Source organism: Sediminibacillus sp. JSM 1682029, from assembly GCF_041366435.1.
GTDB classification, from domain to species: domain Bacteria; phylum Bacillota; class Bacilli; order Bacillales; family Amphibacillaceae; genus Sediminibacillus; species Sediminibacillus terrae.
In genome coordinates this window covers 40,594-60,497 of the sequence record NZ_JBEWYY010000009.1, presented here as the reverse complement: position 1 = coordinate 60,497, position 19,904 = coordinate 40,594, and the positions used below count along the sequence as shown (strand labels likewise).

At 43.6% G+C, this 19,904-nt stretch carries 22 protein-coding genes; 18 read left to right on the top strand and 4 right to left on the bottom strand.

Annotated features, from left to right (window positions below):
* The first annotated feature begins 22 nt into the window (after nt 1–22).
* The 8 genes from agaW to ABVF09_RS14915 all read left to right on the top strand — a co-directional run bounded on the left by agaW (nt 23) and on the right by ABVF09_RS14915 (nt 7,496).
* Nucleotides 23–802 (top strand): PTS N-acetylgalactosamine transporter subunit IIC, encoded by a 780-nt coding sequence (gene agaW / locus ABVF09_RS14950; RefSeq protein WP_153461667.1) that lies wholly within the window; start codon nt 23–25, stop codon nt 800–802.
* Nucleotides 792–1,610 carry a PTS system mannose/fructose/sorbose family transporter subunit IID gene (locus tag ABVF09_RS14945; protein ID WP_371069544.1) on the top strand — a complete coding sequence of 273 codons (819 nt, stop codon included), beginning with the start codon at nt 792–794 and terminating at the stop codon, nt 1,608–1,610. The genes agaW and ABVF09_RS14945 overlap by 11 nt, the downstream gene beginning before the upstream one ends.
* A gap of 25 nt (nt 1,611–1,635) precedes the next feature.
* Nucleotides 1,636–2,052, top strand: coding sequence for a PTS sugar transporter subunit IIA domain-containing protein (locus ABVF09_RS14940; protein WP_371069543.1), 417 nt, complete (start codon nt 1,636–1,638; stop codon nt 2,050–2,052).
* A 53-nt stretch (nt 2,053–2,105) separates the two neighbouring features.
* Nucleotides 2,106–3,287 carry an SIS domain-containing protein gene (locus ABVF09_RS14935; RefSeq protein WP_026771828.1) on the top strand — a complete coding sequence of 394 codons (1,182 nt, stop codon included), beginning with the start codon at nt 2,106–2,108 and terminating at the stop codon, nt 3,285–3,287.
* A gap of 16 nt (nt 3,288–3,303) precedes the next feature.
* Nucleotides 3,304–4,506: an N-acetylglucosamine-6-phosphate deacetylase gene (gene nagA, locus ABVF09_RS14930; protein ID WP_371069542.1), complete on the top strand. Its 1,203-nt coding sequence runs from the start codon at nt 3,304–3,306 to the stop codon at nt 4,504–4,506.
* The gene (gene lacD, locus ABVF09_RS14925; RefSeq protein WP_153461670.1) at nt 4,469–5,431 is read left to right on the top strand and encodes a tagatose-bisphosphate aldolase; all 963 of its coding nucleotides are present in this window, start codon (nt 4,469–4,471) and stop codon (nt 5,429–5,431) included. The genes nagA and lacD overlap by 38 nt, the downstream gene beginning before the upstream one ends.
* Before the next feature lie 34 nt (nt 5,432–5,465).
* The gene (locus ABVF09_RS14920) at nt 5,466–6,401 is read left to right on the top strand and encodes a hexose kinase (protein WP_371069541.1); all 936 of its coding nucleotides are present in this window, start codon (nt 5,466–5,468) and stop codon (nt 6,399–6,401) included.
* A 387-nt stretch (nt 6,402–6,788) separates the two neighbouring features.
* Entirely contained in the window at nt 6,789–7,496 is a 708-nt protein-coding gene (locus ABVF09_RS14915) for a copper homeostasis protein CutC (RefSeq protein ID WP_237648575.1), read from the top strand.
* A gap of 146 nt (nt 7,497–7,642) precedes the next feature.
* Here ABVF09_RS14915 and ABVF09_RS14910 read toward each other — a convergent pair whose 3' ends face one another.
* The gene (locus ABVF09_RS14910; protein WP_268744594.1) at nt 7,643–7,771 is read right to left on the bottom strand and encodes a hypothetical protein; all 129 of its coding nucleotides are present in this window, start codon (nt 7,769–7,771) and stop codon (nt 7,643–7,645) included.
* A 349-nt stretch (nt 7,772–8,120) separates the two neighbouring features.
* On the opposite strand from ABVF09_RS14910, the gene ABVF09_RS14905 reads away from it, so the two are divergent.
* The 3 genes from ABVF09_RS14905 to ABVF09_RS14895 all read left to right on the top strand — a co-directional run bounded on the left by ABVF09_RS14905 (nt 8,121) and on the right by ABVF09_RS14895 (nt 9,971).
* Entirely contained in the window at nt 8,121–9,101 is a 981-nt protein-coding gene (locus tag ABVF09_RS14905) for a formylglycine-generating enzyme family protein (protein ID WP_026771824.1), read from the top strand.
* Between the two features lie 292 nt (nt 9,102–9,393).
* Nucleotides 9,394–9,675 carry an AbrB/MazE/SpoVT family DNA-binding domain-containing protein gene (locus tag ABVF09_RS14900; RefSeq protein WP_026571303.1) on the top strand — a complete coding sequence of 94 codons (282 nt, stop codon included), beginning with the start codon at nt 9,394–9,396 and terminating at the stop codon, nt 9,673–9,675.
* Nucleotides 9,676–9,758: 83 nt separating this feature from the next.
* Nucleotides 9,759–9,971: a hypothetical protein gene (locus tag ABVF09_RS14895; protein WP_026571304.1), complete on the top strand. Its 213-nt coding sequence runs from the start codon at nt 9,759–9,761 to the stop codon at nt 9,969–9,971.
* An 80-nt stretch (nt 9,972–10,051) separates the two neighbouring features.
* On the opposite strand, the gene ABVF09_RS14890 is transcribed toward ABVF09_RS14895, so the two are convergent.
* On the bottom strand, nt 10,052–10,351 hold the full coding sequence (locus tag ABVF09_RS14890; RefSeq protein WP_026571305.1) for a hypothetical protein: 300 nt from the start codon (nt 10,349–10,351) through the stop codon (nt 10,052–10,054).
* Between the two features lie 177 nt (nt 10,352–10,528).
* On the opposite strand from ABVF09_RS14890, the gene ABVF09_RS14885 reads away from it, so the two are divergent.
* Nucleotides 10,529–10,972 (top strand): hypothetical protein, encoded by a 444-nt coding sequence (locus tag ABVF09_RS14885; RefSeq protein ID WP_153461674.1) that lies wholly within the window; start codon nt 10,529–10,531, stop codon nt 10,970–10,972.
* Nucleotides 10,973–11,073: 101 nt separating this feature from the next.
* On the opposite strand, the gene ABVF09_RS14880 is transcribed toward ABVF09_RS14885, so the two are convergent.
* Nucleotides 11,074–11,244 (bottom strand): hypothetical protein, encoded by a 171-nt coding sequence (locus ABVF09_RS14880; RefSeq protein ID WP_153461676.1) that lies wholly within the window; start codon nt 11,242–11,244, stop codon nt 11,074–11,076.
* Between the two features lie 137 nt (nt 11,245–11,381).
* On the opposite strand from ABVF09_RS14880, the gene ABVF09_RS14875 reads away from it, so the two are divergent.
* Nucleotides 11,382–11,696 (top strand): DUF5634 family protein, encoded by a 315-nt coding sequence (locus ABVF09_RS14875; RefSeq protein ID WP_051382136.1) that lies wholly within the window; start codon nt 11,382–11,384, stop codon nt 11,694–11,696.
* 367 nt (nt 11,697–12,063) lie between these two features.
* Here ABVF09_RS14875 and ABVF09_RS14870 read toward each other — a convergent pair whose 3' ends face one another.
* Nucleotides 12,064–12,897, bottom strand: coding sequence for an aldo/keto reductase (locus ABVF09_RS14870; RefSeq protein WP_371069540.1), 834 nt, complete (start codon nt 12,895–12,897; stop codon nt 12,064–12,066).
* A gap of 357 nt (nt 12,898–13,254) precedes the next feature.
* Between ABVF09_RS14870 and ABVF09_RS14865 the strand changes: the two genes are divergently transcribed.
* From ABVF09_RS14865 to ABVF09_RS14845, 5 genes are all read left to right on the top strand, one after another.
* On the top strand, nt 13,255–14,772 hold the full coding sequence (locus ABVF09_RS14865; protein ID WP_371069539.1) for a response regulator transcription factor: 1,518 nt from the start codon (nt 13,255–13,257) through the stop codon (nt 14,770–14,772).
* A gap of 9 nt (nt 14,773–14,781) precedes the next feature.
* A complete protein-coding gene (locus ABVF09_RS14860) occupies nt 14,782–16,602 on the top strand; it encodes a sensor histidine kinase (RefSeq protein WP_371069538.1) in 1,821 nt (606 codons plus the stop codon).
* Nucleotides 16,603–16,712: 110 nt separating this feature from the next.
* Nucleotides 16,713–18,014, top strand: coding sequence for an extracellular solute-binding protein (locus ABVF09_RS14855; protein WP_371069537.1), 1,302 nt, complete (start codon nt 16,713–16,715; stop codon nt 18,012–18,014).
* Nucleotides 18,015–18,167: 153 nt separating this feature from the next.
* Nucleotides 18,168–19,082: a carbohydrate ABC transporter permease gene (locus tag ABVF09_RS14850; RefSeq protein ID WP_051382168.1), complete on the top strand. Its 915-nt coding sequence runs from the start codon at nt 18,168–18,170 to the stop codon at nt 19,080–19,082.
* Nucleotides 19,079–19,894, top strand: coding sequence for a carbohydrate ABC transporter permease (locus ABVF09_RS14845; protein ID WP_026571312.1), 816 nt, complete (start codon nt 19,079–19,081; stop codon nt 19,892–19,894). The genes ABVF09_RS14850 and ABVF09_RS14845 overlap by 4 nt, the downstream gene beginning before the upstream one ends.
* The last annotated feature ends 10 nt before the right edge of the window (nt 19,895–19,904 follow it).

Sequence of the window (19,904 nt, the reverse complement as noted above, 5' to 3'; positions counted from 1 at the left end):
ATACGAAAAAGGGGGCGTCACTATGTTAGTAGAAGCGATACTTATTGCCTTATGGGCAGGTATCCTGGGAATAGATTTATACAACGGCTTGACGCATATTCATAGGCCGGTTGTTTCAGGAGTAGTTGTCGGTTTGATACTGGGGGACCTCACCACCGGGCTGATAGTAGGGGGAACGTTAGAGTTGATATGGATGGGAATGGTTCCGCTTGCCGGTGCTCAACCTCCTAACGTTGTTATTGGTGGTGTAATAGGAACCGCATTTGGTGTCATTACCGGACAGGATCCGGATGTTGCTGTTGGTATCGCCATCCCGTTTGCGGTGGCAATGCAAGGGCTTGTTACACTTTTATTTACATTATTCGCTCCGCTGATGCATAAAGCAGATCAATTCGCCTTAGATGCAAATACGAAAGGGATAGACAATCTCAACTATCTGGGTCTTACCATCACCTTTTTCTTTAACGCTTTCATTGCATTCTTGCCAATATACTTTGGCGCACAGACAGCTGCTGAATATGTGGAAGCTGTACCACAATGGATTATAGATGGATTGGCCGTCGCAGGGGGGATCATGCCGGCTATCGGTTTCGCCATGCTTCTGCGGATTATGATGAAAGTTGAATACATCATGTTTTTCATTGTAGGGTTCATTCTTGCGGCCTATTTGGAGTTACCGATACTCGCTATCGCATTAATCGGGTTGGCAATTGCGTTATATGATTTTTATCAAAATAAAAATAAAAATGGCCCAGCAGGTGGAAATCAAGCTAATGAGGAGGAGATAACGGATGGCATCTAACTACATGTATGAAGACTCACATCCGGCAGAGGAGTTAAGTCAGAAGCAAATCCAAAAACTTGCCTGGAGATCCTTGTTGCTGCAAGCATCTTTCAACTATGAACGTATGCAGGCTGCTGGCTGGCTTTACGCCTTAATTCCCGGATTGAAACAAATCCATAAGAATAAAAAAGATTTAAGTAAATCGATGAAGGACAACATGGAATTCTTTAATACACACCCATTTTTAGTGACATTTGTGATGGGTATCATCCTGGCCATGGAACAAAAGAAAGAAGACCGTGAAGCTATAAGGGGAATCAAGGTAGCGACAATGGGACCGTTAGGCGGTATCGGAGACGCTTTATTCTATCTGACGCTTCTTCCGATTACGGCCAGTATAGGTGCTTCTTTAGCTGTGGAAGGGAATATAGCGGGTCCGATTGTATTTTTGATTGCCTTTAATATTATCCATTTCGGCGTACGCTTCGGTTTAATGAACTACGGATACAAAATGGGTGTAAAGGCCATATCCAAGTTAAAAGAAATGATGGGGTATATTTCACGCTCTGCTTCCATTGTAGGTTTAACAGTTGTAGGAGGATTGATTGCTACCTATGTGGGTTTTGAAATAGACTACATTTGGAAACAGGGTGAATCTGAAATGAACGTGCAGACAGATATTTTGGATCAGATCATGCCTGGTTTGCTTCCATTAATTTATACATTGTTGGTTTACTGGCTTTTGAAAAAAGGACGTTCCCCTATCACATTAATCGGATTGACAGTGGTCGTTGGGCTGATTGGTTCGTTCTTTAATATTATGTAATCACTTTCATTGAGGAGGGCTCAGAATGATTGGAATGGTATTGACGGGTCATGGCACTTTTCCGGAAGGTTTGCTGGATTCCGTTCAACTAATTGCAGGGATACAAGAAAATGTAAAAGCCGTGTCATTTAAAGAAGACAAAGGTGCGCTGGAGAGTCAGCTTCGTGAAGCGATCGCCTCTGTCGAACAAGGGGATGGAGTCATCTGTTTTGCAGACCTCGCTGGCGGAACACCATTCAATGTCAGCAGCTTGATAGCCAACGAAAAGGATAGTGTAAGAGTCGTCGGAGGAACCAATGTCCCAATGGTGTTAAGCGGCGTTTTTCAACGCGAAAAATCACTAGATGAATTTGTTTCTTTTGTTTTAAGTGAAGGGGCTGGTAACGTCAAGAAATTCGAGAAAAAGAGAAACAAAGAAGCATCCAGTTCTACAGGAATTTAATGAATTACATCACAACTGGTTATGACAACATGACCAAATGAGGAGGGCTTGATTTGTTCAATTTATCGATAGAAGAAATTAAGGAGAGAGGGGCTTTCCATACAGCCACAGAAATTCATCATCAACCAGAAGTATGGCAGGAGTTATTGTCGACTATGGAAAAGTCGAAATCCGGATTCAAAGAATTTTTGGAAGGAATTTCTGAAAAGCATGAACAAGTGCATGTCATTTTGACAGGAGCAGGTACATCAGCTTTTGTCGGGGATACCCTCGCTCCGGAATTGAATAAATGGTGCAAACAAAATGTTTTTTTTGATGCCATCCCAACTACAGATATTGTCTCCAACCCACGTGAATATTTGAAAGCGGATCGTCCGACCGTCATGGTGTCTTTTGCCCGATCAGGAAACAGTCCGGAAAGTGTAGCAGCTGTAGCACTGGGCGAGAAGTGCATCAAAGACTTTTACCAAGTTGTCATCACCTGCAACAAAGACGGTCAGTTAGCTGCAAATACAAAAGGAGATGATAAAAGCATAACCGTGCTAATGCCAGAAAAATCCAATGATAAGTCCTTAGCAATGACCAGCAGTTTCACCTCTATGCTTTTGGCAGGTTATGAACTTTTTCTCCCGGAAGAGGCTAAAGGGACGATTGCTGATCAAGTTATAGCAAATGGAGACAGACTGATAAAGCGTGTTGGTGATCACATTGATACGGTTTTAGGTATCGATTTTAATCGAATCGTTTATCTCGGCTCTGGTCTTTTAGGGATGCTTGCCGAAGAGGCTTCCTTGAAAATGCTGGAGTTGACTGGCGGCCAGGTGATTGCTTTCCATGATTCTTCCCTTGGATTTCGCCATGGTCCAAAGTCTGTTCTGAATGAACAAACTGTGGTGGTCGTATTCCTTTCAGAAAACGAGTATACCAGAAAATATGATTTGGACATGCTTCGACAACTTCACGAAGAAGGAACAGCAGCGATGGTGGTGGCAATGACGCAAAATGCCGATAAGGATGTGGAGGAACTTGCCCATTTCACTGTTTCAATCAGTGAAGGAGGAAAAAGTCCACAAAACGATCTTCAAGCGGCTTTATCTTATATAATCTTTGCTCAAGCACTAGCTATGAAAAAGTCGATGCAATTGGGAATCACACCTGACAATCCAAGCCCCAATGGCGAAATCAGTCGTGTGGTCCAGGGTGTCACCATTCACCATTATAATGTGGAAGCATAAAAGCAGGAGTGAAAACATGCGGTATTTTATAAAGGCAGATCAATATTTACTTGAGCATGGAGTAATAGAAAAAGGATATTTGGTGGTGGAAGACGGGCGTTTTTCTTCGATATCCACTGAAGTACCGACCGGAGAAAAAGTCATAGACTGGAGCGGCTACATGGTCGCTCCAGGTCTGTTTGACACACATATTCATGGAATCAACGGTCAGGACATCATGGATGGTAAGGAGGAAGCTGTAAAGGGAATTTCCACCACATTGGCTTCGCAAGGTGTAACACGGTTTCTGCCGACAACCTTGACGTCTTCCGGTACAGATTTAAGAAAGACGCTTGAGGCCATAAAACGAGCGGAAGATGATGGGCTGCCCGGCGCTCAATCCCAAGGAATATTTTTAGAGGGTCCTTATTTTACTGAACAACATAAGGGAGCACAAAACAAGAAGTATTTCCGGGACCCGGATATCGAGGAGTTTCAACAGTGGCAAGAGATATCTGGTGGCAATATAGTGAAAATTGCTTTGGCACCGGAACGGGAAGGCTCGCTTGCGTTCATCCGTAAGGTAAAAGGTGCTGGGGTGCAAGTAAGCATCGCCCACTCGGATGCTACGTTTGATTGTTGTATAAAGGCCCTTGAGAATGGTGTGAATAATTTCGTCCATTTGTTTAATGGGATGAGGGGGCTCCATCACAGAGAACCGGGTGTAGTAGGAGCTGCTTTCCATTCGGAAGATGCGTTTGTTGAGTTGATTTCCGATGGCTTGCACGTCCATCCGGAAGTGGCTGCTCTTACCTATCGTTTGAAAGCAGATCAATTGATGTTGATTACGGATTGTATGCGTGCAGGCGGCATGCCTGACGGAAGTTACAAATTGGGAGAATTTCCTGTAATCATGGAGGCCGGAGTAGCAAGAACGGAAACAGGATCGCTTGCTGGCAGTACACTTAAACTGCTGGACGGAATCAGAAATTTACAGAAGTGGACAAAAGCTGATTTACAAGATATTTGGCACTTGGCTTCCTTGACACCTGCTAAGAGTTTAGAGATGGACAATGAAATCGGCAGTATTTCATTTGGAAAAAAAGCAGACTATGTGGTGATTGATTCAAACTTGGAAGTTCAAGCGACTGCCGTCGATGGAAACCTCATCTACACTAAGGAAGAAGAAAGGGGAAAAAATGATGCAAACCCGTACAGTGAAAGCAGAGCGATTAAGTAAGTTGATGAACGATAATGGCTATTTCAGCGCTTTGGCGATTGATCAACGTGGTGCCTTGAAACGGATGATGGGAGAAGACACAACGAAACAAGAAATCGAGAAGTACAAATCACTCGTTTCTGAGCGTTTAACTCCTTATGCTTCTGCTATACTATTGGATCCTGAGTATGGCTGGCCTGCGGCAGGCAAAAAAGATGAACAGTGCGGTCTTCTTGTAGCTTATGAAAAAACGGGGTATGACACAAGCGATGTTGGTCGTATGCCCAGTCTTCTTCCGGACTGGTCGGTCAAACGGCTTGTCGAGAAAGGAGCGGACGGAATAAAAATACTCATTTATCATGATATCGATGGTTCTATCGAAGTGAATGAGAAGAAGAATGCCTTCGTGGAAAGGATTGCATCCGAGTGTAAAGCGGAAGATATACCGTTTTTTTTAGAAATCATTACGTATGATGAAGGAATGGATGATATGAAAGGCCGGGAATTTGCTAAAATGAAGCCTCGAAAAGTCCTGTCATCTATGAAACACTTTTCTGGTGAGCGGTTCGGGGCTGACGTGCTGAAGGTCGAGGTTCCTGTTAATATGAATTTTGTAGAAGGGTTCACGGAAGAAGAACCAGTATATACCCGTGAGGAAGCCTCTTCCTATTTTAGAGAACAAAGTGAATCTACGAATCTTCCTTATATATTTTTGAGCGGTGGTGTAAGTGCAGAGCTTTTTCAAGAAACACTGAAGTTCGCAAAACAATCAGGCGCAGCATTTCATGGTGTCCTTTGTGGACGTGCAACATGGAGTGGATCTGCTTTTAAATATAAAGAAGCTGGGTCAGCAGCTGCCAATGAATGGTTGGAAACAGAAGGGACAGAAAATATCACGTCTCTAAACAATGTACTAGCGGAAACAGCCGCTTCAAGCCAGCCATAAAATATCTATGTTTCGAGAAAAATGAGGTGATGAGATGATTCTCACGGTAACGCTGAACCCTTCAGTGGACATCAGCTACAAGTTGAACGGCACACTTAATTTGGATGATGTCAATAGAGTTTCTGAAATCAATAAAACTGCCGGAGGAAAAGGACTCAATGTATCGAGAGTATTGAAACAATTGAAAAATGAGGTAAAGGCGACAGGGTTTTTAGGCGGGCATTTAGGAGAGTTCATCGCCGAAGAATTGTCTGTACGGGACATCAGGCATGATTTTGTTCGTATAAAACAGGATACACGGAATTGTATTTCCATACTGCATGAAGGGATGCAGACGGAGATTCTGGAAAAAGGCCCCATGATAAATAGTGGAGAAGCTGTCCAGTTTTTAAATCAATTTGCCATTCAATTAAAAGAAATAGATGTTGTTACTCTTTCAGGAAGTCTTCCGGCTGGTCTGCGGGGTGATTTCTATAATCAGCTTATAACCATTGCCCGTAAGTTCAGGATACCGGTCTTGCTGGATACGAAAGAAGACCTGCTGGAAAAAGCCATCAGGCACACGACAAAACCATTTTTAATCAAGCCTAACGCGAAAGAAGTCGCAGGATTGTTTCATAAAGATTTTCAAAACCAGGAGGATATACTCGCAAACCTTCAGTCCGAGTACTTTTCCCAAATTCCGTGGGTTGTTGTGACTCTGGGAGCGGACGGAGCAATCATTAAATGCAAAGAGAAATTCTATAAAGCAGAGATTCCTCTGGTGGAAGCAATCAATCCTGTAGGGTCAGGTGACGCTGTCCTTGCCGGATTTGCTTCTGCTTTCCATAAAGGAATGAAGGATGAAGAAGCAATTAGGTATAGCCTTGCGATGGGAGTATCCAATGCCATGGAAGAGCAGACTGGGTGTGTTCAGCTTTCTGACATAAGTGATTTGATGGAGAGGATCCGGATTACCTCGGTGAAATGATACCATTATGAAAATGAGTATAATATTCGATGGAAATCACGCCGCTTTGGAAGTCCGAATAATTTCCCATACGTCGGTCATGATAAAACGAAGACGATTCTTGTCGTTTTGCAAGCAACTTATAAGACCTAAACAATCAGGTAATAGGAGGAAGCAGCATGGCTGAAGAACACAGAAAAAAGAACTTTGCTCCAACCAATCCAAGCAAAAAGCAACCAGATGAACAAAGAAGAGGTAATGCAAAATCTAACTCTCGTGGTAAAAGTCGATAACACAGGGGAATAGATTAGGCAGAATTCTTTCCTTGTGTTTATTTGATGGTAGATAATTCGTCTTTCAACGGGGTGGAGTTCTAGCATAAATAGAGATAGTTATACAGGAGAGTGAATGAAACTGATCACAGAAGTAATTGTCCAAAATGCAGAGGAAGCGAGACAAGCAGAATACTTAGGTGCAGACCGTCTGGAGCTTGTCTCCGCTATCAGTGTGGGCGGCTTGACCCCTAGCTATGGCACCATAAAACAAGTGTTGCAGTCGGTAAAAATCCCAGTGCAAGTTATGATCCGCCCTCACAGCTACCACTTTCATTATAATGATGCAGATTTAGCTATCATCTTAGAGGATATTAAGGGTGTGCTAAGTTTAGGCAGCAATCGAATAGTGTTCGGTGGGTTGAATAAAGATAACACAATCGACGAGAGGGCACTGACGGAAATAATCAAATTGGAATCCGAAGTCGATATCACTTTCCATCGGGCCTTTGATAAGGTAATGGCTCAAGAAGCTGCTTATCATACGTTGCTCGATTATAAACAACAAGTGAAACGGATCTTGACTTCTGGTGGAGAAGTTGATTGTGAAGCTGGAAAGCACCATTTGAAGAAGCTGGTGAACTTATCGGTAAGAACTAACGGCCCCGAAATCCTGCCTGGGTCCGGTTTAGGGCCGGACAACATCGAGATGATTCATTCCGTTGTCTCTGCTACCCAGTATCATTTTGGAAAAGGGTTGCGCAAAGAGAAGAATTTTGCTGAAGGTTTTGACCCGGAAGCATTTTCGAGAGTTAAAAAGTTTTCGAAGATGAAGGATGACTGAATCGAGTGAAGTGAGTAGGCTTTTTATAGAGAAAGGTTGGCAGTCGAGAGCAGCCAACCTTTCTGTGTATTTTTATAGTCCACTCTTTTTTTATGTTCGGGAATCCTTATTCCTTAATTAAGTAGCTATTCCTTGCTATTTAAATCCTACATTTCTTCAGAACGAGAAGGAGCATTTTTGGTATGTTGTTTAATGAGAGTTGATACATACGATTCAAGTTCAAACCGATCCTCTTTTATGAATTGATCTAACTTCAAATTATTTCTTTGTTGCATGTCATTTCCCTCCTAAATCGTTTTGTTGTTTGTTTCTATTATTCTCTTATTCTTGCTTTTTTAAACATCATAGATTATCAGTCAGGGAGTTGAGGGAGTGAGCCAAGCGCTCTTATAATGCAAATCATAGGTATTGTGGAGAAATCTAACGATCATATACAAAGAATAAACCAGTGACCTAGCGGCATATGTAAATGCCCAATCTTTTACTGAGTAGAACCGACTTGTATTGCCCGCATTTCTTCCTATAAATGATAGAATAAAGGAAGGAAACTTTATCTGACAGGAATAAGGCGAAAAAGAGTGTGTTTTTAAGGATGCAATTTCCAGCTAAAGGAGGTGTGCTAAGATGGCAAAAGAGACATCTACTCACCATATAGGCTCTTGCTGTGCCGGAAGTAGATCTAAGGTCCGCGAGTTTATTCCACCTGGAGATGAAACCGCAAAATCAATTGTAAATGCAGAAGGGCACGTGCGGTTTCAGGAGAAAATGATCTATGTTCCCGGCGGTGAATACTTGATGGGAACAGACGATGAGGAAGGTTTTAAAACCGATGGAGAAGGACCAGTAAGAAAAGTGGAAGTATCTCCTTTTTACATGGACAGTTATACTGTCACCAACGAAGAATTTGATGCGTTTGTGAAGGAAACAGGTTACCAGACCGAAGCAGAGAAATTCGGTTGGTCGTTCGTTTTTTATAAATTTTTGCCCGAAAAACCGTCCATGACCATTCAACAGCTTCCTTCCACACCATGGTGGTTTGCTGTGGAGGGTGCTTATTGGTACCAGCCGGAAGGGCCGGATTCTTCGATTGAAGACCGAATGGATCACCCGGTGATTCATGTTTCCTGGAACGACGCGGAAGCGTTTTGCCAATGGGCCGGGAAACGGCTTCCGACCGAAGCGGAGTGGGAATTTGCTGCCAGGGGCGGTTTGGAACAGAAAAAATTCCCATGGGGAGATGAACTGATGCCGAATGGAGAACACCACTGCAACATTTGGCAAGGTGATTTTCCAAAAGAGAACACGGCGGATGATGGATACGTTGGAACCGCGCCGGCCAAATCTTTTCCTGCCAATGGATTCGGCTTATACAATGTATCAGGAAATGTTTGGGAATGGTGTGCCGATTGGTTTGATCGAAGCAAAGATATGAAACAGCTGCTGAATCCGACCGGACCTTCCAAAGGCACAGCAAAGGTGATGCGCGGCGGTTCCTACCTTTGTCATCATTCTTATTGCAACCGATATAGAGTAGCAGCCCGCAGTTCGAATACCATTGACAGTTCGACCGGGAACATGGGGTTCCGGTGCGTGCGGGATACTTGAAAGGATACTGATGTTTTGCGGTGTAGTCAGTGACGGATGCATAAGCAAAGCGGCTCGATCGGTAACCTGGCCTGCTTTTAAAAGAAAAAGGGTTTCCGATTCACTATCATGCGTGATTTATCGGCTTCATTAGCCATCCTGTCAACCTGTTAAAAGTTTTACAGGATGGCGTATAATGGTGAAAATCTTACACAAAAACAAAGTATTCGTTGAATTCTGCTCTGACTTGTTACAATGATGCTATCTGGTTTTTAGTTTTTTTATTTATTATTTTCATAAAGGAGAGAATGAAGTGAGAAGTACCGGTGTAGTAAGGAAATTGGATCAATTGGGCCGCATTGTTATTCCGATGGAAGTCCGCAGGAATTTAGAAATAGAAGAAAAGGACCCGGTGGAAATCTTTGTCGATGAAGAAAAAATCATCCTGCAAAAATACAAGCCGCGCAAGCAGTGTATGATAACAGGGGAAATCAGCGAGGACAATATTGTACTGCCAAGCGGAATTGTACTGAGCCCAAAGGGAATGGAAATCCTTCAAGAACAAATTGAAGACAATTTTCCTGTTAAAGGTTAAAATACATTTTTTTAAGTAACATTCATACTACATAGGAAATCCGGAAGAATAAATGACAACTCGTTATTTAATGGAGGTCCTATATGAAAAACGACAAACAACTGCGTAAAGAAATGGACAACGTCAAAACCGAAACGGACAGCTCAGCAGTCCTGAATGATGTCATTGACAGTGAATTCGAACAGCATCCAGGACAGAATGAAGAGCTGACTAAAAACCATCCACTCACCGCCGAACAAGAAATCACGCAAAACAATACCGACGGGAAAACGTGGATGCATGCCGAGGAAGAGTAAAAAGAGGAAGTGGTTGGTCTCGTTAAAACGAGCCAACTGCTTTTTTGTGTTCCTTGCCGTCCGTAACAAATAAAGATTGTTCAATCGGCATTATTCAATTCCTTGATGAGGCTTTTCTCCAACTTCTTTTGACATTTAACGAGATAAGTTTTTGAATCCAGTTTGGAGGAATGAAAGCCCCCAATCGTTTTACGGACGTTCCGGTTGTGGACAATCAGCTCCTTGTATTTTTCGTCTTTCAGACAATCCCTGAACCATTGGTGTTTTTTTAGTTGTTTTAAATTTTCACCTACATCTTCTCCTGTGACGATTTTTCTAACTGGAAAAAGTTCGATAAAAACAAGGAAAACAAAGATAAACAAGTAAAATAATGCTTTCAAGAAAATCCCTCCTCTGAATAGTATTAATCAAAATACGTAAAAAGAGATAAAAAGGGTTCATATTCCATAACAGATGCTGTTTATCCTCATTAAAATCTTGATAACGAAATTTTGAAATAATTGGTATTATCTAAAACGCCAACATATGGAAATCCGCAATTCAAAAGGGGGATGAATGTGAAGACAAAGAAGTTCAGATGGTACCTTGCTTTTTTCATCAGTTTGTTGATCCTGGTGGGTACTTATTACTTTGCTTTCGATTTTCAGTATATCAAATACGAAGTCAACGACCAGAATCAGTTCGTCATGTATGAGGGCCTGAGCGGACCTCGGCCCGTGATCAATTCGGACGTAAGTAATGAAGAGGAAAGTCTGTCTGTGTTGGGGACATATATGGAGGAATTCAACATGTGGGTGTTGGCGGCATTAATCATTGCTCCTTTCTTTATAGCGACGTACGCCGTCTTGTTAAGTGAACGGCTTATGAAAAGTCACCCGAAAAAAAGAAAATATATCTCCTATACAGCCGCAGTCAATGTCACTGTTGCAGGTTTCTTTGTCTTTCAATGGCTGAGGTATGCAGAATTAGTAAATGATGCTTATCATCATGTCATGTTTTAAGGAGTGACATTTCTAAATCGATTGGTAACGAACCCTCTTCTTCAAAGAGCTGGAGGAAAAAGCAGTTGGTTCTGAAAAAGACAGACCAACTGCTTTTCTTGTTATTTCTGCTTTTTTCTGTGCTCTTCGTTCAAATAACTGTTTTCGCCGGGGGAATAAGTGATATCGCGAAAATCATTCGCTTCCTGTCCCGGATAGCTCAATGGCTGTTCCCCAATGGGGTTGTTTTTCTTTTCGCGTTTGAGGTTATTTGGATCTTTTGCTCTCGTCATCGGAACCATCCTTCTAAAGTTCTTGTAGTACCTTCCTTCTCTAGTCTGCTTCAAACACACACGGCAAGACGAGGAAATTTTTGCATGCATGGTTTGTACGAAAGGAATCCATATTAAAGAACAAGGAGGGATGGATCGTGGATCAGGTAACCATCGACCAGATAAGGGGCGACTTGCAAGACTCCTTCGATACGCTAATGGAAAGATATAACATCGATGACATTGGTACCTTTGAAGAAGAAGGGCCGGAAGACGAATATTACATCGGCTATACGATAAGAAAAAATGGAAGAGTGTACATGGTACACATGCCGTTCACCAAAACAGGAGAGGGGCAGTTGGAACTGGCTAGACAGGAATGGACAGTGGAAACAGATGACCCTACCGACAAGGATATCAGCGGCTTTACGACTATCGACACTGTATTCGAGCAATTGTTCAAAAAAGAGTAAATAGCATTTAATCCGTAACGGGTATGAATAGACAGGAAAAGGAATTCGTTTCCCGTACGCACTCTCCCAGAATGGAAAAAAGGACAAAAGCAACGCGACCAAAATAATAAGCAAATCTTTCTACCCCAAGAAAAACGCAACTTCCCACTCCGCCCAGGTACTTCGCTGTCCGCGGGCACGGCTTCAGCTAAATTGGCAAAGAATACCGCTTTGCCAACGCGTAGTATCTTGCCGTAGCGATTTGAAGCGCGGAACAAACAACAGGATAAAAGAATATATAAATGCAATCCGAACGAATTTAATCGGGATACAAAATTCGTTCGATTTTATTTTGGTCACGATACTTTTATCACATGCTCTTTGTCCTTTATTTCTTTTCATCCGGATCACTGAATGCACGCACGCCAGTGTCCATCTGTTCGATTTTTTTCATATCCTCTTCTGACAACTCAAAATCGAATACATCGGCATTGGCTGCGATCCGATGCTCCTTTGTCGACTTTGGAATGGTGATGACTTCGCTTTGCAGGTTCCAGCGAATAATAATCTGGGCCGGTGACTTGCCGTACTTGTCACCGATTTCTGTCAATGTCGGGTCGTCGAGCAGTTGGCCCCGTTTGAATGGGGACCATGCCTCGAATCGAATGCCGTGTTCCTGGCAATATGCCCGCAATTCTTTTTGTTGAAAGTGGGGATGGAATTCTACCTGATTGACCATCGGCGTGATTTCTGCTTCGTTCCTCAGTTCATCCAGATGATGCTCTTTGAAGTTGCTGACACCGATCGCCCGCACTTTTCCCTCATTGTACAGCTTCTCCATTGCTTTCCATGTCTCTTTGAATTTGCCTTGCGATGGCACCGGCCAATGAATCAAATATAAATCTAAGTAATCGAGCCCCAATTTGTCCAGGCTGGTTTCAAATGCAGACAGGGTCGAGTCGTATCCTTGGTCGCCGTTCCACAGCTTCGAGGTTACGAACAACTTGTCTCGGGGGATGCCGGATTCCCTTATTCCTTGGCCTACGCCTTCTTCATTTTTGTAAACAGCAGCAGTATCGATGCTTATGTAGCCGTGCTTGATGGCGGCTTTGACAGACTGGACTACCTCGTCACCATCCTCGACCTTGAAAACGCCAAGTCCGAGCCAAGGCATTTCCACCCCATTATGCAATGTTGTTGTGTCCTGAAGATTTTCCACCATTTAGATACCTCCAAGCAATATTTCTTTTTATTTTCCCATACCTACTGAAAAACACAAATGATATACCTCGTGTTGCGGTCCCCTTCCCATATAGTCAAAATAACCTCCATACGATAGAATGGTTCACTAACAGGAACTGTTTCGATCAGTTGATTGAATGCCATCATGTGGGGAGTTTCCATAAAAAAGCTCTTGGCATGGCGGCGTTGAACGAAAAGAAGTACTTATCCCCGATCATTTATATTAAACTTATATAAAGAAAACGATTCTCCTGCCATGTTTTCAGCAATATAAAAAGTTTTCCCGTGCACGTGCCGCTTCGTAGTAAGCTACTTGTAAAAGGGGGAGGGAGATACTATGAGTGGGTTGTACAAGGTATTGATCGTTGACGATGAAATGTTGATCAGAAAAGGGATAATCAATTATATCGACTGGGAACGGGAAGGGTTCCAAATAGCCGGGGAGGCTGCGAATGGCAAGGAAGCCATGCAGATGATCGAAAAAGTGGAGCCCGATATTTTGATCACCGATATCGTGATGCCCGACCTCGATGGAACCGAACTCGTCAAATTGGCAAAAGCGAAATATCCCGAATTGGAAATCATCGTATTGAGCAGTTTCGAAAACTTTGATTATGTCCGCTCGACCTTTCAAAATGGGGTGGCAGATTATATTCTCAAGCCTAAGCTCAACGGGGAAGAATTGATCAAAACGCTGCGCAGGATAGCGCCTGCCACTAAAGGAACTGCTAAAAAGGCCGCTTCGATGGAGGAGGTGCTGGAAAAACGGATTCAAGGGTACACCTTGCCCAGCCATGAAGAACAAATGCTAAAGGATTTTCCTTATGACCGATTTTTCCTGACAGCGATTTGTTGGTTGGATTCTGACATGGAAGGACAGGTGTTGGAAAGTTTCATGAATCTGGGGGTGGATAAAAAAGCCTTGCTGCTGCCTGAAAATGAAAACGATTTCTATTTGCTGCTGATCAATTTCCCGGTTGAGCAGCAGCTATCCGTCAAGCAGGAACTGATTAACTTGACAAACGAGCATCGCGGGACCGGAAAAAATATTGCATCATTAATTAGTATGCCGTTTTCGTTTATAGATGAACTGAAAAATATCCATGAAAACAGTCTCCAGAAATTGTATAACTACCTGTTTTATTTATCAGGAGAAAGTGTTCTGATCGACGGGGAACTGCCTGAAACAGAAAAGGCAAATACGTTCCGTCTGAGTCAGTTCATCGAGGTGTTCAAACAGAAAAAGTTCGACAGCGCGATTGCTTCACTGGAAAGGCACGTGGAACAGCTAACGCAGGATTATAAACAAGATATTTTTGAGTTTAAATCATGGCTGGAAAACATCATTTTCAACATCATCGTTTTATTGGGCAATATGAAATACCGTGTCGAGGAACTGGAACAGGGAAAATATCAGTATTTTGCCGATATCAATGAAGCCAAAACTGCCAAATCGGCAGTTGCCCGGTTTGAAGAATTCCTTGGTGCTGTTCAGTCTTTGCTTGCCGACCATACGAAGGCGGACCGTTCTCCGGGTATTCAGGCACTGCTCGACTACATCGATGAGCATTATGCCGATTCTCTGTCATTGGGTGCATTGGCCGAGCATTTTCATTACAATCCTTCCTATTTATCCAGTTATTTCAGCACTCACTTTCATATCGGTTTCAGTGACTATTTAAACCATGTCAGGATCGCCAAGGCAAAAGAAATTCTGGCCACAAGCAGATCATCGGTCAATCTAGTGAGCGAAATGGTCGGCTATGGGGAACCTAGCTACTTTTGCAAAGTTTTCAAACGGATAGAAGGTATGTCTCCGGGACGGTATCGCAAAAAAAGTTCAGCAAAGATGTGAGGATGAATGATGAAAAAATTGATGAACACAATCCGGACAAACAGTCTATTTGTGAAAATGTTCCTGGTCATGGTGATCAGCATCATCGCAGTGACGGTGTTGATTACCTTCAGCACCATCCGGATGTCGAATAATTTATTCATGGAAACGTTCAGTATTACCAATACGAAGGTGCTGAATCAAATCAAACAGCAATTTGAAACGTTCAGTTATTCGGTAGCTTTTACTACTATCAACGTCCAGGATAACGGGACGATCAAGCGGCTGCTGACAAAAGAGAACGTCAGTTCGCTGGAAGCTTCCAATTCTTTTTACACCATCAAAGAGCAGATGGACCGGATTTTCTCAAACAATCCGAACGATGCCAACATGATTGTCCTCGGGAAAAACAAGCAATTGTTCAATATGAAATATATCAACTGGTCGGTGTCCGCCGATGCCTTGTTTGATCACCCGATCACGAAAAAGACCAACGATCATCCAGATGAAATTCTTTATCAATTTGTGTCAGAAGGGGAATTCACCAATGGCAGGAGGATGATCGTTGCGACAAAAGCACTCACCGAAAGCTCGACCGATAATGTATACGGCTATTTATATATACCGATTCGCGAAAAGGACTTGCGTGAGTTTTATGAAGGATATACAAGCGAGGGAAACAGTGTGCTGGTCATGAACGGGGACGGGCAAATCATATCCAGCAATCAGCAGGGATTAATCGGAAAAACGGATCAGGAATTGCTGGCAGTTGCCAAAGAGACAGATGAAAATGGCTTGGAATACCAGGATGTTCATGTGTTTGGCAAGGATTATATGCTGCTGACTTCGTCACTGCCTGCACTGGATATGTATTTGGTCAATCTCGTAGATAAAGAGCTGGTCATCAACAATCTGGTCGATCGGAAGGAGATTGTCCTGATCAGTATTGCGATCGTCCTGTTGGCGGTCGGCATTGTTTTCATCATTTCCAGGAGAATGACCAATTCGCTACAGAGGCTCGTCAAGCAAATATCCGATATGGCTAAATACGATTTTAACAAACCGGTTGATGAGAGCGGCGGTTATGAAGCCAAAAAGCTGGCGCACGCTTTCAATTACATGCTGAATGAACTGCAGGACCACGTCCGCAACCTACTCAAGGCACAGCGTAAACAGCGGAAGTCCGAGCTGGAAGCTCTGCAGCATCAAATCAATCCGCACTTCCTTTACAATACATTGACTTCGGTGAAATTTCTCGTCAAGGAAAACAAAAAGGAGGAAGCACTGGAGACAATCGATGCGCTCATTCCGCTGCTGCAAAATGCGCTCGGCAATGTCGATGAAACCATCACGGTCGAACAGGAAGTAACCAACATCAAAAACTACGTATTGATCAACCAAACGCGTTATGGAGAGCAGATCAAGGTCAATACCCTCATTGCTCCGGACTGTCTGCACTTTCATTTGCCGAAGCTGGTGATCCAGCCGTTTATCGAAAATGCTTTTTTCCATGCCTTCACGGAAAAGAAGCAGGGCTATATCCAGGTCTTGATCGCAAGGCGGGAAGAACAGCTGGTTTGTGAAGTCGTCGACACAGGGGACGGCATGCGGATCGACCAGATACCGAGCCGCAAAGGAAAACGACAGCTGTTCATCGGGATCGGCGTCCGCAATGTCCATGAACGGATCCAGCTGTTGTTCGGCAAAGAATATGGGGTGGAAGTGACCAGTCAATTAAACAAAGGGACCAAAGTGAAAATTGTGCTTCCATTGCTTGAAGAGGACGCTAAAGAAAATACCATTTCTAATAATAATACCAAGCCCCGTGTCAGCGGTGAAGAAAACTTCTAAAAATAATTGAACAATGACCTAAAGATCGTTCTAACGGTCTTTTTTTCCTCGATGCTATTATGGAAACAAGCGGTAATGATAACGCTTACATTAAAGAGGGGGTAAGGTTTATGAATTTTGCGCACTGGAAAAAGACAGGTTTGCTTTTACTGGCCGTCGTCACGCTTCTCGCTTTGGCAGCTTGTTCCTCGGATGATGCCAGTGGAAGCTCGGATGGCGGAAATGGAGAAGAACCGGACAAAATCACGGCCTGGGCCTGGGATCCGAATTTTAACATTGCGGCACTGGAGCTTGCCAAAGATGCGTACGAAGAAGACTTGGACCTTGAAATTATAGAAAACGCACAGGACGATATCGTGCAAAAGTTAAACACAGGTCTCAGCTCCGGCAGTATGAAAGGCATGCCAAATATTGTATTGATTGAAGATCAGCGAGCTCAAAGCTTCTTGCAATCTTATCCAGATGCTTTTTATCCAATTGGCGATTATTTCAGCACCGATGATTTCGCACCTTATAAGCTGGCTCCTACCAGTCTCGATGGAAAGCAGTACGGACTGCCGTTCGATACAGGGGTTACCGGACTGTTCTTCCGTACGGATTATTTAGAGGAAGCGGGATACAGCAAGGAGGATTTGACCGATATCACCTGGGAAAAGTACATCGAAATCGGCAAGGAGGTCAAAGCGAAAACAGGCAAAGACATGATTTCACTTGATCCGAACGACTTGGGAATTCTCCGAGTCATGATTCAAAGTGCAGGTTCCTGGTACGTGGAAGATGATGGAAAAACTGTGAACCTGGTCGACAACGAGCCCTTGAAAAAGGCATTTGAAAACTATAAAGCGATGATCGAAGCGGACTTTGTCAAAGCCAATTCCGATTGGAGCCAGTTTATTGCTGCCTTCAACAGCGGCGATGTAGCAACCGTTCCAAGTGGTAACTGGATTGCTCCGAGTATTGAAGCGGAAGAATCTCAGGCAGGTAAATGGGAAGTCGCTCCGATTCCGCGCTTGAATTTGGAGGGAGCTGTCAATGCATCGAACCAGGGAGGAAGCTCTTTCTATGTCTTGAATATCCCTGGCAAGGAAAAAGCGGCTGAGTTCCTCGGGGCTACGTTTGGCTCGAACGAAGCGTTTTACCAGGACCTCGTACTTGATGTAGGCGCACTCGGTACGTACGCACCTGCTGCCGATGGAGAAGCATACCAGGCGGAAAATGACTACTTCAGTGGTCAACCTGTCATCGCCGATTTCTCCGAATGGACAGAGGAAATCCCGAGCGTCAACTATGGGTTGCACACATATGCGATTGAAGACATTCTCGCCGCAGAAATGCAAAACTATCTGAAAGGCAAGGATATCGAGGATGTATTGGCCGACGCCCAGGCACAAGCAGAATCGCAGTTGAAATAGTGCGGAGTGATGAAAAAACAATAGCTTAGCCTTGAATAGGAAAGTCCAACCAAAAGGGATTCTGCGAAAGCTTGTACTTTCAAAGAGTCCCTTTCTTGCACAGTCCTATATAGATTTCGCATAAGGAGGAGTTGAAAACAGATGAGTAAAGTGATGAAAGAAACGGGCCTTCCCTATACTGCCAGCAAGAAAACGCTCGGCAGGCGGTTGAAAAACAATTACATCGGCTGGCTGTTCATCTTGATAGCGGCAGCAGGAATCAGTTTGTTTTATTTTTATCCGATGCTCCGTGCATTGTTGCTCTCTTTCCAGTCCGGAATGGGAGCGAATTTGGAATATGTCGGTCTGGATAATTATGTGAGGCTGTTCAGTGATCCGACATTTATCGCCGCATTGACGAACACATTTATTTATTTGCTGATCCAGGTACCGGTCATGATTGTCCTGGCATTATTTTTTTCCGTCTTGTTGAATGATGCGACCTTGAAGTTCAAAGGATTTTTCCGTACAGCGATCTTTTTACCATGTGTTACCTCATTGGTAGCCTATGCTGTCATATTTAAATACTTGTTCGGCGTGGATGGCCTGATCAACAAGTTTTTGATGAACTTGTCGCTTATTTCGGAACCGTTGGACTGGCTGTCCGACCCGCTTCTCGCAAAATTCACGATCATTGCAGCGATCACATGGCGCTGGACTGGGTATAACATGATTTTCTATCTGTCCGCCTTGCAAAACGTCGACCGTTCCATGTATGAAGCGGCGAAAATCGACGGTGCTTCGAGCTTGCAACAGTTCTTTTATATTACGGTGCCGATGCTGAAACCGATCATTTTGTTCACCTCCATCATTTCCACGATCGGTACGTTGCAGCTATTCGATGAAGTCATGAACATTACCAATGGGGGACCGGGGAATGCGACTTTGTCGATTTCGATGTACATCTACAATCTTTCCTTCGAATACAGTCCGGATTTCGGTTATGCGGCAACGGTTTCTTATGTGATCGTGATTCTGGTCGTTCTCTTATCGCTCTTACAATTCAAAGTGGCAGGTGATGATAAATGAGAAAGATAAAACGGATTGCAACTTACACTTTCCTGAGTGTTGCTTCGATCGTCTCGATTTTTCCGTTTCTTTGGATGCTCGTCAGCATGACCAACAAATCTGTCGATGTTACCCAGGGACGCCTGCTGCCGGGTACGTATTTATTGGAAAACTTACAGGCGTTGTTTGACACGGTCGACATGGGGACGGCATTGCTCAATTCCACCATCATTGCCGTGATTACCACTTTTTTGACCTTGTTGATTGGTTCACTTGCCGGTTATGGTTTCGAGATTTACCGGACGCCCGGGAAAGACAGGATATTCAATCTCCTGCTGTTATCGATGATGATTCCGTTTGCGGCGATCATGATCCCGTTGTACCGATTATTCGGCGGCTTGCCTTTTTTCGGCATCGATACGTTGGCTGCGGCGATACTGCCGACGATCATCACTGCATTTTTCATTTTTTTCTTCCGGCAAAACACGAAGATGTTTGCCAAAGAACTGGTGGAAGCTGGAAGAATCGACGGTTTGAGCGAACTTGGCATCTTTTTCCGAATCTATTTACCGACAATGAAAACGTCTTATGCCGCAGCGGCAATCATTGCGTTCATGAACAGCTGGAACAACTATTTATGGCCGTTGGTCATTCTGCAGTCACCGGAAAAGCAGACGATTCCGCTGTTGATTTCCAATCTTGGCGCCGGTTATTCTCCAGATTACGGGTTGATCATGTCAGCCATCGTGATTGCAACGCTGCCGACTGCCATCGTCTTCTTTGTGATGCAGAAGCATTTTGTAGCAGGAATGATGGGATCAGTCAAAGGATAAATTTATTTAC

What these genes read in the sequence shown, in the direction of transcription:
- lacD (WP_153461670.1), top strand. Translation starts at nt 4,469, where the DNA reads ATGCAAACCCGTACAGTGAAAGCAGAGCGATTAAGTAAGTTGATGAAC.
- ABVF09_RS14850 (WP_051382168.1), top strand. Translation starts at nt 18,168, where the DNA reads ATGAAAGAAACGGGCCTTCCCTATACTGCCAGCAAGAAAACGCTCGGC.
- ABVF09_RS14870 (WP_371069540.1), bottom strand. Translation starts at nt 12,897, where the DNA reads ATGGTGGAAAATCTTCAGGACACAACAACATTGCATAATGGGGTGGAA.
- ABVF09_RS14880 (WP_153461676.1), bottom strand. Translation starts at nt 11,244, where the DNA reads ATGACGAGAGCAAAAGATCCAAATAACCTCAAACGCGAAAAGAAAAAC.
- ABVF09_RS14915 (WP_237648575.1), top strand. Translation starts at nt 6,789, where the DNA reads ATGAAACTGATCACAGAAGTAATTGTCCAAAATGCAGAGGAAGCGAGA.
- ABVF09_RS14910 (WP_268744594.1), bottom strand. Translation starts at nt 7,771, where the DNA reads ATGCAACAAAGAAATAATTTGAAGTTAGATCAATTCATAAAAGAGGAT.
- ABVF09_RS14940 (WP_371069543.1), top strand. Translation starts at nt 1,636, where the DNA reads ATGATTGGAATGGTATTGACGGGTCATGGCACTTTTCCGGAAGGTTTG.
- ABVF09_RS14845 (WP_026571312.1), top strand. Translation starts at nt 19,079, where the DNA reads ATGAGAAAGATAAAACGGATTGCAACTTACACTTTCCTGAGTGTTGCT.
- ABVF09_RS14865 (WP_371069539.1), top strand. Translation starts at nt 13,255, where the DNA reads ATGAGTGGGTTGTACAAGGTATTGATCGTTGACGATGAAATGTTGATC.
- ABVF09_RS14895 (WP_026571304.1), top strand. Translation starts at nt 9,759, where the DNA reads ATGAAAAACGACAAACAACTGCGTAAAGAAATGGACAACGTCAAAACC.
- ABVF09_RS14855 (WP_371069537.1), top strand. Translation starts at nt 16,713, where the DNA reads ATGAATTTTGCGCACTGGAAAAAGACAGGTTTGCTTTTACTGGCCGTC.
- nagA (WP_371069542.1), top strand. Translation starts at nt 3,304, where the DNA reads ATGCGGTATTTTATAAAGGCAGATCAATATTTACTTGAGCATGGAGTA.
- ABVF09_RS14920 (WP_371069541.1), top strand. Translation starts at nt 5,466, where the DNA reads ATGATTCTCACGGTAACGCTGAACCCTTCAGTGGACATCAGCTACAAG.
- ABVF09_RS14945 (WP_371069544.1), top strand. Translation starts at nt 792, where the DNA reads ATGGCATCTAACTACATGTATGAAGACTCACATCCGGCAGAGGAGTTA.
- ABVF09_RS14860 (WP_371069538.1), top strand. Translation starts at nt 14,782, where the DNA reads ATGAAAAAATTGATGAACACAATCCGGACAAACAGTCTATTTGTGAAA.
- ABVF09_RS14905 (WP_026771824.1), top strand. Translation starts at nt 8,121, where the DNA reads ATGGCAAAAGAGACATCTACTCACCATATAGGCTCTTGCTGTGCCGGA.
- agaW (WP_153461667.1), top strand. Translation starts at nt 23, where the DNA reads ATGTTAGTAGAAGCGATACTTATTGCCTTATGGGCAGGTATCCTGGGA.